Source organism: Geobacillus sp. CCR (genome assembly GCF_052906625.1).
In genome coordinates this window covers 1-12,622 of sequence record NZ_JBREBQ010000011.1, presented here as the reverse complement: position 1 = coordinate 12,622, position 12,622 = coordinate 1, and the positions used below count along the sequence as shown (strand labels likewise).

11 protein-coding genes and 2 pseudogenes are annotated in these 12,622 nt (G+C 53.2%); 2 read left to right on the top strand and 11 right to left on the bottom strand.

Annotation, left to right across the window (positions count from 1 at the left end):
- Positions 1–30: 30 nt before the first annotated feature.
- Positions 31–255, top strand: a pseudogene (locus tag ACVBDQ_RS07490) (beta-eliminating lyase-related protein); the annotation flags it as partial.
- A 229-nt stretch (positions 256–484) separates the two neighbouring features.
- Here ACVBDQ_RS07490 and ACVBDQ_RS07485 read toward each other — a convergent pair.
- The 3 genes from ACVBDQ_RS07485 to ACVBDQ_RS07475 form a co-directional block, all read right to left on the bottom strand.
- On the bottom strand, positions 485–895 hold the full coding sequence (locus tag ACVBDQ_RS07485; protein WP_011231537.1) for a GtrA family protein: 411 nt from the start codon (positions 893–895) through the stop codon (positions 485–487).
- Complete coding sequence (locus ACVBDQ_RS07480; RefSeq protein WP_144329766.1) at positions 867–1,829, bottom strand: glycosyltransferase family 2 protein; 963 nt, start codon at positions 1,827–1,829, stop codon at positions 867–869. The genes ACVBDQ_RS07485 and ACVBDQ_RS07480 overlap by 29 nt, the downstream gene beginning before the upstream one ends.
- A 174-nt stretch (positions 1,830–2,003) precedes the next feature.
- Entirely contained in the window at positions 2,004–3,053 is a 1,050-nt protein-coding gene (locus ACVBDQ_RS07475; protein ID WP_240730307.1) for a DUF3488 domain-containing protein, read from the bottom strand.
- Positions 3,054–3,237: 184 nt separating this feature from the next.
- On the opposite strand from ACVBDQ_RS07475, the gene ACVBDQ_RS07470 reads away from it, so the two are divergent.
- Positions 3,238–3,648, top strand: a complete 411-nt coding sequence (locus tag ACVBDQ_RS07470; protein WP_020278605.1) for a hypothetical protein — start codon at positions 3,238–3,240, stop codon at positions 3,646–3,648.
- Between the two features lie 158 nt (positions 3,649–3,806).
- Here ACVBDQ_RS07470 and ACVBDQ_RS07465 read toward each other — a convergent pair whose 3' ends face one another.
- The 8 genes and pseudogenes from ACVBDQ_RS07465 to ACVBDQ_RS07430 all read right to left on the bottom strand — a co-directional run.
- Positions 3,807–7,064 (bottom strand): hypothetical protein, encoded by a 3,258-nt coding sequence (locus ACVBDQ_RS07465; protein WP_446663129.1) that lies wholly within the window; start codon positions 7,062–7,064, stop codon positions 3,807–3,809.
- Positions 7,065–7,575: 511 nt separating this feature from the next.
- Positions 7,576–8,142, bottom strand: coding sequence for a shikimate kinase (locus ACVBDQ_RS07460; RefSeq protein ID WP_020278602.1), 567 nt, complete (start codon positions 8,140–8,142; stop codon positions 7,576–7,578).
- A 17-nt stretch (positions 8,143–8,159) separates the two neighbouring features.
- Positions 8,160–9,188: a LacI family DNA-binding transcriptional regulator gene (locus ACVBDQ_RS07455; RefSeq protein WP_446663128.1), complete on the bottom strand. Its 1,029-nt coding sequence runs from the start codon at positions 9,186–9,188 to the stop codon at positions 8,160–8,162.
- A 402-nt stretch (positions 9,189–9,590) separates the two neighbouring features.
- Positions 9,591–9,833 (bottom strand): annotated as a pseudogene (locus tag ACVBDQ_RS07450) (CoA transferase); the annotation flags it as partial.
- Positions 9,823–9,939: a CoA transferase gene (locus ACVBDQ_RS07445; protein ID WP_232722178.1), complete on the bottom strand. Its 117-nt coding sequence runs from the start codon at positions 9,937–9,939 to the stop codon at positions 9,823–9,825. The gene ACVBDQ_RS07445 and the pseudogene ACVBDQ_RS07450, both read right to left, overlap by 11 nt.
- A gap of 73 nt (positions 9,940–10,012) precedes the next feature.
- Positions 10,013–10,786: a type I 3-dehydroquinate dehydratase gene (gene aroD / locus ACVBDQ_RS07440; protein WP_446663127.1), complete on the bottom strand. Its 774-nt coding sequence runs from the start codon at positions 10,784–10,786 to the stop codon at positions 10,013–10,015.
- 12 nt (positions 10,787–10,798) lie between these two features.
- Entirely contained in the window at positions 10,799–11,566 is a 768-nt protein-coding gene (locus ACVBDQ_RS07435) for an IclR family transcriptional regulator (RefSeq protein ID WP_446663126.1), read from the bottom strand.
- A gap of 388 nt (positions 11,567–11,954) precedes the next feature.
- Positions 11,955–12,622: RNA-guided endonuclease TnpB family protein (locus ACVBDQ_RS07430; RefSeq protein WP_446663125.1), on the bottom strand; the 668-nt coding region annotated here is incomplete at its 5' end.

Here is a 12,622-nt window from a genome sequence, read left to right as displayed (position 1 = left end):
TACAACGATTAGGAAAGAAGGGGGGCCACGATGCCGTTCATTGATTTTCGCAGCGATACCGTGACCAAACTGACGCCAGAGATGCGCCGGGCGATGTCGGAAGCCGAAGTCGGCGACGACGTATACGGCGAAGATCCGACCCTCAATCGTTTAGAAGCGTTGGCGGCCAAAATGCTTGGAAAAGAAGACGCCTTGTTCGTCACGAGCGGCACGCAAGGAAATCAAGTCGCCATCTTGACGCATTGCCGCCCGGGGTTTCTGTGAAAATGTCGCACCGACGAGCCATGATTTTCACCCTGAGTGGAGAGCGGACCGCGGCTCATGGACCTTTCCGTGAAAATCCCATGCGGGAAGCGATGATGTTCGTCTCCGGGTGGAGGGCAAACCGTTGCTCGTGAGCCCTTTCTGTGAAAATCCCTGGCCGGCAATCCATGGTTTTCATCCCCAGGTAGAGGGCAAGACGTCGCCTATAGATTTGTTTCTGTCAACGTTCGCTTCGCGGTGCCGCAAACACCCAACAGCGGCTGCCGATGAAATTCACCGCCATGCCCATGATCGTGGCCGCACCTTTCGCGAGCCAAAGCGGTCCAAGCCGTTCGGCCGCCAACAAGACAACAAGCGACACCCCAAGCGACAGCCCGTTGACCGCAAGAAACCGAAGCAATTCCCCAATATTCGCCCTTTGCTTCATTTGAAACGTCCAGCGCCGATTCCAAACGTAGCTGTTCGCCACCCCGGCGCCATAAGACACGACCTGAGCGATGGCCGTGGGAACGCCCGCGGCGGTGAGCAGAAAAAAGACAGCGAAGTCGACCATCGTATTGCCCACCCCGACGACGGCAAACCGCCATATGGCTTGTTTTTCTTTACGGAAGGTAGGAAGGCTTTCGTTCATGTCTCATTCCGACTCCCCATGTTTCATTGATAATATATAGAGGCCGCTCTTTCACTTCATCGTAAATGCGGCCGATGTATTCACCGGTAATTCCAAGCATCGTCATCGTCGCTCCGTTGCAAAACAGCATGACTATCAAAAGCGATGCCCATCCGGCCACGGTCGAATGGGTGAACCATTTCAAGTACAATACCGCCATCATGCCGACCACACTTGCCGCCGACAAAGCAAACCCAAGCCAGCTCGCCAATTTGAGCGGCTTATGCGAAAAAGACGTAATGCCGTCTACCGAAAAACGAATCATCTTCTTAAGTGGATACTTTGTCTCCCCAGCCAGCCGCGGCTCTCGCTCGTATTCCACCGCTATGTGCCGAAAACCGACCCAGCTGACAAGCCCCCGGACAAAACGATTTCGCTCTCGCATATAGCGTAACTGATTACACACTTTACGGTCAATGAGACGAAAATCGCCGGCATCAGCGGGAATGTCGATCTCGGTCGCCGCCCGCAGCAAGCGATAGAACACATACGCTGTCCATCGCTTGAACAACGTCTCCCCCTTCCGCTTGACGCGCCGAGCATAGACAACATCATACCCTTCTTTCCAACGCGCAATCATGTCCAAAATCAGTTCAGGAGGATCTTGCAAGTCGGCGTCAATGATGATGACAGCCTGGCCAGAGGTGTAATCCATTCCTGCTGTAATCGCGATTTGATGGCCGAAATTGCGGGAGAAGTCAATGTACTTCACCGTTTCATCTTTCACGGCCAGTTCCCTCAAGATATCGAGCGTCCCATCGGTGCTGCCGTCATTAACAAACAACAATTCATACGGCTCACCCGTTTGCTCCAGCACCGTTTTCAGCCGTCGGTACGTCTCACGGATCACGAGCGCTTCATTATAGACAGGAATAATGACAGAATAGGTCGCCATCGATTTCCCTCCTTGCTTCTATGGATTTCTTCGGCTACGAAGCTGATCAACCGCCAATGATCAGCTCGAATCAGCTTCATTTATTTTAATGGAGAATCCCATAAAAAACGCTTTTCTACGAATATCCTAGTTTTGAAAAACAGCGATGGATGTCGTCCGTTTTTCTCGCACCTTCTATCCGTTGTATACGTAGAGCGTCATTTCTCTGCGCTCCGCTCCACCGTCGAGGGCCTTTTGTCCGCCATTCCATTCTGAAAATGGAACTTCTTTGCAATGTGTTTGAATCCATTGAACAAGCTCATGATTTCCTCGCCCTTCACCGGAAAGGAGAAAATACTTCACCTCACCGTTGCGAGCCATTTCCTCTAGCTTCTTCGGCGTCAGTACGGGATCCGTTCCTCCGAATCCGCCCATCGCCATCACCGCTCGATCGGTGTGAAGCATCAACTCCGCCGCTTCGGTCGCACGGATGGTGGCCGCTAAATATTTGGCTTCACCCACATGCTGCTCCAAATAGGACACTAACGCTGTCAACAAGTGAGAAGTTTGCCACCGCCTTGCCCCATCGCCGGGTTGTCCCGTCTCTCCTCTCAGCAAACGCTCCTCTTGTCCATCCGGCATCCCGGCTGTCGGCATGGGCGCGCCTCTGTCTCGTTGTAAATCTGGTCCAGCGTATGGAATGGTGCTGTTTGTCCCATATAGCACTGGCGTCAGCGACCAATAGGCCGGCAATGCCAGCACGCCAATCAGCGCAGCTCGATAGACGATCCGCCTCCCATGCTCGCGGCCTTCCATCGCGAACCAAAGGCAAACCATTCCAAGGCCGTAAAATCCGACAGCAAGCGGCCATACCGGGGAGAACGAAGCACGGTATTGACAGGCTGTCCATACTTCAAACGCATACGTCGCCACCAAGGCGGCCGGGAACAACCACATCGTCCGCCGTCCGCTGCACGCCAACAAGGCCAACATCGCGCCGCCCGCTCCCACTAATACCGCTATAGCCGGCGCCAGCATACTTAAATAATAGCGGTGATAAAATCCGGCAATGCTAAAAAATACGAGCATCGGACCAAGCCAGGCGAACCAAAAAAGCAAAAATTGATGAAACGCGGTCATCTGCCGGCGTCGCCATACGTCCATTCCCAAGCCGATCGCTACGACGGCTGCAAACGGCAACAGCCAGCTCGCCTGCCCGGCAAGCGGCAGTTGAAACAAAACCACACAAGTTTTTTTCAATTTGAAAAACAAGGTGGTGATACAACATGCTTCTTATCATCACCCATCTTCTATGGTTACGTTACATAGTGTTGGTGAAAGTTTGGTGAAAAAATGAAACGAGCGGACTAGATTTTCATTTTCCCGATGCCGGCCATGTGCTATGATCAGAGTAAAGGAGGTGAAACTCATGGAAGGAGAAACGATCGTGCAGCAAATTCTAAAGGCGCTTGACCTGCATTCCGGTCAACTCCGTCAACAAATGAAGGAAATGGAAGATCGATTGCGCGTCGAAATCCAAGATACAGAAAACCGATTGCGTGCCGAAATCCAAGATACAGAAAATCGATTGCGCGCCGAGATTCAGGATACAGAAAATCGGCTGTATGCCAAAATCCGCGAGACGGAAGACCGGTTGCACCAAAAGCTTTTAGATCTGGAAAAACGCACGGATGCTCGATTTGAGCGCTTGGAAACGAAAATGAACTATTGGCGCCTTGAATGGTCGGAAACGCAGGAAACGGTTGACTTCCTCGCCCGCAAAACCCTCCAACATGAACGAAAACTCCGTTCCCGGGCTGGACAAAACGAAATCTCCTAAAAACGAAAAAGAAACAAGCCAACCGGCCGCCAGCATGTTTTTGCTTGAGGGCCGGTTGAACTTTTGTCTCCTGTTTGCCGAATTCTTTTTTGGACAGACGACCGCCTTGACCGATCATCGTTGTGTCGAACAGCAGCCAATGTTGCGGGGCGTTCTTCTTATTCGTTTCCTTGCTGCTTGGCGATGTCCGCGCCGGAAAACGCCGCTTTCATCGCTTCATACGACGGCTTCAGCCGCTCGTGGTAGCGCGGCGTCTCCCATGTCGGCCACGTGTACGTGTAAAACCGCTGAACCGGCAGCACATTCCCTTCCATCGCCGGGAACGAAAATGAGCGCTCCCCGTTGGCGACGTACACGCCGAGGCGGATGCCGGGGATGATCTCTCGGCTTTTTAGACCTTCTTTTGACCAGATATCGCCCATCACCTCGCGCCGGCTTGGATCGGTGACATTCAACAGCGCCCACGGCAGGCGAATTTCATACATATCACCGCGGCGGCTCACGCTGAGATCGGCAAGCGAGTCATAGGCCGCATCGGCCGGGTTGGCGGTGCCGAAGCGAAGCACCCCGGTTTCATACGAGTCAAACGGCACGGCCTTGCCATCTGCTTCTTCGAGCTTTTTATTCAGCGTCAACCGGATCGGGTGGTATACTCCGTTATCTTTGCGATGGGCGTACGGCGCCGCCGGCATCATGTGCAGCTGATAGCCGTAATGATAAGAAAACGTGTCATAGTAGCTGTCGACAAGCAGCCGGGCGCGCTGTTTTCCATGGATGACTAAAGCAAAGTCAATCCCCGACGTACGCATGCCGGAAAGGCCCGGGAGGCGCGATTGCCCTTGGCCTGGAATCGTATCAAACGCAATGTACGTCGTTGTTTCATCGGTGATGCGCGCACCGTCAAGCCGCACGTACAAATCCCCTTCATCGCTCGTGACATACAGCGCCCGCTCCCCGTCCGACCATACGGGATCGATTCCATTGAACGCCCAATCATCTTTCCGCCCATCGACTTGGATCGTCGCCGCTGCGCTTGGCCCCGGGTCGAAGCGAAGAAGACCGAAATGTTGTTCGTTCGTTTGTGCGTTCAGCCAAAATGGACGGCGGTCTGGATTGTCATACTCCATCGTATTCCACGTTCGTTTAAACCACTCATCTTGCCACGAAAACAACAGCCCGCCGGCCATTCGCTCATGAACGATATCTTCAAACAACTTCCGGTCGATCATCCCTTGTTCATGTTCCGACAGAAACCCTTGGTGTTTGCCGTGCACGTTTCGGTGCGCCATGCCGCGCGACGAAGGAACACCGAACTCGGCGACGAGAATCGGCATCCGGTGAGCGGCCTTCATCTCATGCAAGTAGCCGGCATAGCTGTTATGCTCGCCGCGCGAGTCAATATAGCGGATATATGTTTCTTCTCTGTTCAAAAAATCCGGATAATACGGATAAATATGATACGAAGCGAACCATCCGGCGCGCAGCTTGTCGGTGGCGTACATGACATTCGGATTGACGGAAACAAGATCTTCTTTGACAAACGGCTCGGCCGGATGACGAAGGAAATCGGTCGTCACCCAGTTGGTGAAACTCACGGGCCGCTGCCACCCATACGTTTCCGTCTCATAGCCGACCGCTTCGTCGACCGCACGCGCGAGCCACGCTTCAAACGGGCTTGCTCCCTTCGTATACACATATGTCCCGCGGTAATCCCCTGATCCGCGATGGGCTTTGTTCGTGGCGGCAACAACGTCCGGATCCCATTCGACGCCGAAAATCCACCCGAGGACATAAGGGGAAAGGTCATATCGGTACACTCCCCCGGCGTGGCCCGGCCGCTTTGGAATGTTGGCGTTGCCGTGGATGATGTCGATCGTGCGGCGAATCTCGGCACGAAACGCCCCGTCCACCGCGGGGGACCAAACATCTTTGATCCGAAGCATCATCGCTTCATCGATCCAAACGCCGTGAAACAAATAGAGCGGCTGCTTGGCGGTTTGATTGTATTCATAGAGCGCTTCGTAAAACGCCGGCGGATGGATCGTATAGACGCGGACGGCGTTCGCCCCCATCGCCCCGATATACTGAAGCCAGCGGAAGTATTCTTCCTTCGTGATGTTCGCCTCGCCCGGAAACGCGCCGGGTTTGCTGATGCCGAGGTTGACGCCTTTGATGAGCAATGGCTCCCACCGCCCGCGGCGGTATACTTGCAGATCGTCGCGCCCGACCGTCCCCGCCAAGCGGATGCCGTCCTGCTCCGCCGTTTCTGTAGCGACAGGCCGCTTCTTCTCCTCCTGATACGTTTTGATTTCTTGCAAAATGGCTTTCATCATCGGCACGTACACTTTCCAATAAAACGCCGTCTCATCATCCGGGCGGCTGCTCGCCGTCCACTTGCGCCATCGATCGAATCCAACCGTTTGGTAAATCGATGGCACACTGCCTTGATCGGCGTAATCGCCGCAAAAGTAGTACGACTGGTACGTGCGCGTCTCATAGCGGACAACGGCCGGAAACGAAACCGGAACCCCGATGGCGCGCAGCTTCTCGTTCCCGCGTTTGGAAAGCGACAACGTATAGGTCGCCAACACATCGTCCGGATCAAGCGGCTGGACGATGTCAAACCAGTACGAATAAGGAACGCGCTCGTGTTGGCCCCACCGCGCTTTCCCCGCTTTCGTATACGAAAACACGACGCCATCGCCGCCAAGATCGCGCCGGTCCAAAACCATCAACCGATCGCGTTCATCCACAAGCACAATTCCCGGACCGCGGAACGCAAACGGCGTTCCATATTGTTGTTCGTAGTTCTCCCTGACCCACGCCGGCACTTCCCGGCTGGATAAATCGGGGAAATAGCGCCCGATCCACCCCGTCCAATGCAAGCCGAACAGCGATTCAAACGACGCGCGCACCTCCTGCGCTGTCGGGTGGGCCATCGAGTTGAATTCGGCGATCAACGTGTTTCCCCCTTCCCGGGCGAACCGCCAAAGCGCCTTCACCGTCTCGCCGTCCAGCCCGCCGTGCACTTTCGCCGACCGCGCCCCGTCCGTCCGCTGGCGAACAAATTCTTCTTCATAGACGCCGTACGTGTCGGCGACATACACGGCATCATAGCGATCCATCGTGTTCGGAAACGGGCGCACTTCGTATGCCCCGCCGCCCTTTGGCACAAATCCGACATAATCGCGCGCCGCATCATACGCCTCACCATTCCGGTGCACGTACTTTTGCGCCCGGAGCAGCCAAACAAGCCCTTGGTGCTCGCGGTACGACCGATCCGGCACCGTGTCATCGACAATGAGCAGCTCAAGCTCCGTTTCCGGCTTCAACCACCAAAGCCAATACGGCGCCGACAGAAGCAGCACCGCCAAGACAATATACACATAAAGCCAGCGTAACACCTTTTTCTCCATCTTCCCACTCTCCCTCACACCCGGTATCTTCCTTATAACAAAAGGAGCGCTTGTCCGGCAAGAACAAACAGGCATTTCTGCCCAAAAAAGAAAAGAAACGCAGGGTCGTTCGTCTTCCCTCCGCTCCCTGAACGCGACCCAACGTCCGATCCCCGGACACGAAACAGGCCTCTCTGATGGCTTCCGAAAACATGAGTCCGTCCATCACTCACATCCACACCCTTGCCGATCAAGGATGTGAGACTGAACGCAAGGTGAGGACAAGCGGATCCGGCTCCCCAGCGCCGAACCGCTTTGACCGCGCCCGCAAAACTCGCTATTGGAAAAACCGCGATGACGGTGTTGCATTCCCTCACTCCATCACCGGCTTTCGATGCGGCCATCCAACCGGGGCACGAAGTCGGCCTGCATCATTACCGTCAGATTACCGCTCCGCCACCGGCTCTCGCCGCGGCCATCCAACACGAAAAGGCAAGCTCCCAACAAGAGCCTGCCTTTTCGCCATGACCATCTATCGATTTGGTTCATATACATCCCACGTCCATTTGATCGACTCGACAATTTGCTCGGCCGCCTGTTCGGCTTCAAGCTCATTCAACACCACGCGGGAATGATGGAGGGCGTAAGCCGACTGCCGCTGGAAAAACAGCTGCTCCACCTCTTCCAACGTTTTGTTTTTCAGCACCGGGCGGCTGTCGACAATGAGCGGCAGCCGTTCCTCTTTCCAATAATCCCATGACAAGTCAAGGAAAAAGACGATGCCATGAGCGAGGCATGCGCGCCGCACCTCCTCCTGCAAATACGCGCCGCCGCCAAGCGAAAGGATTTTCAACCTTGTATTTGTGCATAAATCGACGATGAGTTCCCGTTCCACCTTTCGAAAATACGCTTCTCCTTTTTGCGCGAAAAGCTCCGGAATCGACATCCCTTGCCGCCGCTCGATTTCCGCGTCGACATCGATAAAATCGCGGTACAGCTTTTTCGCCACCAGCTGCCCGATCGTTGTTTTTCCCGCCCCCATAAAGCCGATCAATATGATGTTCCGCTCGCGGAGCGGGATGGTGGTTTGCCTCTCCACGTTCCCTCACTCCCTTTTCAATCGCTCTTTCTAGATGACTGCCGGATGACGAGCTCTGGATGCAAAATCGTCCGTTTCGGCTCGCTGTCATCCCCTTTCATGCGTTCATGCAACCGCCGCGCCGCGCACGCACCGATCTTTTCTGGGAACGCGGCCACCGTCGTTAACGGTGGTTGAAACAACGCTGACTCTTGAATGTTGTCAAATCCCACGACCGCGATATCGCGTCCCGGAACGATTCCTTCCTCTTTTAAGCCGAGCATCGCCACGAAGGCGACAACATCGTTATAACAAAAGAGCGCTGTCGGCGGGTTCGGTTGTTGCAAAACTCGTTTCGCCGCCATCCGCCCGCCCTGCCTTGTTGTCGCCGACGGCACAAGCAGCGCGTCATCCACCTCGATGCCTGCGGCACGCAACGCCTCGCCGTATCCCCTTTGGCGCGCCTTCCATACGGACGACTGCGGAGAACCGCCAATAAAGGCAATGCGGCGATGACCCTGATCGAGCAAATGCTCAGTCGCCATCCGCCCGCCGGCCACATTATCGATTCCGATATAATCAAACTGTCCAGCCGGAAGTTCATCACGAGCAAACAACACGACTGGAATATCCCATTGCCGCAGCCGCTCAACCATCTCGGTCGAACACCCCGGAACCGGGCTCATGATGACGCCGCCAACCCGATGCTCAAGCATCGTCGATAGTAATGCATCTTGTTTTTCCGGCCGGTCAAACGTCGTGCCTAAAATGACGGTATATCCTTCCTGATCAAGCGCCTCGTGGACGCCGACAAGCAGTTCGGAAAAAAACGGGTTGTCAAGTTCCGTAATAATCAACCCGACGGTGGAAGAGCGCTGCGAGCGCAAATTGGCGGCTACACGGTCATACACGTAGCCTAATTCTTTCATCGATCGAAGCACTTTTTCCCGTGTTTCTTTCGAAATATTCGAACTCCCACGAACAACAAGCGAGGCTGTCGCCCGCGACACGCCGGCATGCTTGGCCACTTGTTCGAGCGTCACACGGGAGCGCTTTTTATCCGACACGGTTCGAATCACCTGCTTTACCGTTGCTTTAACCTACTAAAAGTATAAACGGTTGCTGCAAACAGTGTCAACGCACAGCGCCGGCTGGGCAGGAAAAAGGCGCCTCATCGTTCGTTATCCAAACAACGCAAAAAAAGCCCGGCGATCTCCAAACGAGAAGCCGAGAGTCAACTGCCCGCCGCATGAACTACCCGCCACCTACGCTTTGCTGAGAGGCGGGGGCTTCAAGCGACTTGTGCATGTTCGCTGAACGGCAAGCCACACAAAAACCCTTTATGCTTCCCCGCGTTCCGAAGGTGTCCGTTCTAACCATCTATTTATCATATTGGTTGGCTATCGTCCCCCCCGAAATTCATCTCCCACTTTCACTTTGTTTCGAAGTGGGAGACTTCTTTCGGAACGTTAAATAATCTCTTTTTCTCTTAACTTCTGAATGTCCTCCTCGGACAGGCCAAGCATTGTCTGCAAAATCTCTTCCGTATGCTCCCCTAAATCGGGCGCAATACGGCGCACCGCACCCGGCGTTTTTTCAAATTTCGGCACGATGCCGGGCACTTTAATTTTGCCAAGGCGCGGATGGGCGACTTCAATGATGTTTTCCCGTGCTTGATAGTGCGGATGCTCAAAAATGTCTTTAATGCTTAAACGGCCCGACATGGCGCAAGGTGTCCCCTTTCCCCGGCAACTCCACTTTAATGACATCGGCGCCAAAATCGCCGAGCAATACCGCACCGAACGGCGCCGCGATCATCGTTGAAACATCGAGCACTTTGACACCCTCCAACGGCAAACGACCCATGATGCTCTCCTCCCCCAAAGTCCAATTATTGGCTGTATTTCATGATGACCGACAATACATCTCTGACTTCTTCAATGGGAATTTGCCCCGGAGCTGAGCTTTGTTGGCCAACGGCAAACGTGACGGCCGAACCGAACAATCCCCCGACCAAACGAGTGATGGCGCCCAATCCTCCCATCGACATCGTAATGAGTGGGATCTCCAACCCCTGCCGCGCCTCCTCGGTCGCTTGCAACAAGGCAAGAACGTCTTGTCGTGATGTTGGCATGACCGCCACTTTGGCGATATCGGCACCATGTTGCTCAGCTTGGCGCATTTTGGCGACAAGTTCTTCCTTAGATGGCGTACAATCAAAATTATGATAGGACAAAACGAGACGCACTCCATAGCAGCGGGTCAGCTGACGGACAGCGGGGACATAGGGCTCATGGGCAAGCTCGTAATCAAGCAAATCGATCGCCCCGCTTTGGCACACTGTTTCAAACAACCGCAGCTTTTCCTCTTCTGTCAAGGAAATCGGTCGGCCGCCCTCCAGTTCGGAACGAACCGTAAACAAAATCGGGATGTCTCCGGCGATCGCCCGCATCTCTCTCGCCGTTGCCGCCACTTCCTGTTCGTCCCGAATCGCCTGGAAAAAGTCCGCACGCCATTCAATCAGATGCGGCTTTTTCGCGCTGATTTGCCTTGTTTCCTCTAACACTTGCCCCGCATCCGCTCCGACGACCGGGGCGCAAATGCACGGTTCGTCTCCCCCGATCAAGACATTGCGCACACGGACAGCACGCTTTGCAATCGCCATATGCTCTCCCCCTTATGGTCGATAACCTAGTTTTTCGGAAATGGCTTGTGCTCCTTCTTTTACGAGCCTCTTGAATTGTTCCATCACTTCCCGTGTAAATCGATGCGCCGGCCCAGAGACGGACAAGCAGGCGCCCACTTCCCCGCGGATGTCGAAAATGGGCGCCGCAACGGCCGCAGAGCCGACTTCCCGTTCATCGACGCTGGATGCCACACCGCGCTCGCGAATCGCCTCAAGCTCCGCCGCTAGACGAGCCAAGCGTTCCTTTGTCGGCACTTGCGCAAAAATCCGCTCTTGAACTTCGGGCGATTGATAGGCCAACAATACTTTTCCCCCCGCGCCCGCCCAAAGCGGCAGCCGCTCGCCGATTCTCACCATATGGCGCAGCGCCTGAAGCCCCTCGCACTGTTCGACGCAAACGCGGGCATCTTGTTCCAGCACGTATAAGTTCACCGTCTCCCGCGTCTCGTCGCGCAGCCGCTCCATCACAGGCCGCGCGATTTCCCGCACTTTAATCGATTTGCCGGCAATATATCCTAAATAGTACAATCCTTGTCCAAGACGGTACTTTAACGTCTCCGGATCTTTGACGACCAAGCGGTTTTGCTCCAGCGTAGCGAGCAGGCGCGTTGTCGTTGATTTGGCCAGCGAAATTTTTTTCGCAATTTCGGTGAGCGATAACGCTTGTTCCTCCAGGGTGAAACAATATAAGATGTCAATGGCCCGTTGCACCGTGCGCAAGCTCGTCTCATGTTTCTTTTCTTCCGTCAACTCGTTCATTGTCCCTCCTTTCTTCATTGTTCCGACAAACGGAATTTAATTTCTATCAGTGGAACTATATTTTCATTTTAGCATCTTGTCTCATCGCTATTCAAGCATTTTTCACTTTTCTTTACATTTTCGATTTCAGAGGAAATATAGCTAGACAACGACGCTCCGCAAATGGAGAAGGTTTATGCAGCTTGACCTTCCCGATCTTCGAGAATCAGCGATTGAGAAGAAATGCCGCTTTTTGCCGAACTCTTCTTTTGACATCCATAAGTTCCCGCCCCATTGATTTTCATGACTCATCGCATAAATTCCAGCCGGCGTTATTCTCGGTGAACTACCCCCACTTAATTTTCTAGCGAAAATTTGAAGTGGGGGCTTCCAAAGAAGTTTGACTGCTTCAAGCAATCCTTATTCTTTGAGGCGTGTCCACTTCGCCGCTAGAGCATAAGACACTCAGGTCTACAGCTTTACTTTTCTTTAAGATGTTTAATGCGCCATTGACATCAGCATTAATTAGTTTGCCAGACTTTGTTCGATACAAGCCGCGCTTAATACGTTTGCCGCTGAACTTATATTCTTTTGGATTGTCGGCATTATATTCAGGAATCTCATCGCCGTCAAAAAAGCTGGCTTGAGACGTATATGATTCTTCCTGTTTCAAGAATTCAATGCCGTAAAATTCACAAAGATATTCTAGTTTTTCTTTTATGTTACCGAGAGGAATATTGACAAAGTTTTGATTTGTCTTTTTTCCTAGATTAATATTGCGTTGCCATGTTTCCGCATAGCCAATGACAAGTTTGCCAATTTGATTTTCAATACAGTAGTTAATGATGTAACGGCAAGTCTTGTTGATATAATCATTCACTTTATTATTGCGATTCATAGCAAGCAAAGCCTGTTTACGAGTGGTGCCTTTGATTTTTTGCTTATCTTTTATGCTTTGAAGTCTGGCATTTTCTTTGTTAAACCATTGATTTATACTTTTTAATCTCCGCCCATCAATGATGAATGATCTGCCGTCTGATGTGACACAAGTGGCAAAATTGTTTAATCCTAAATCAA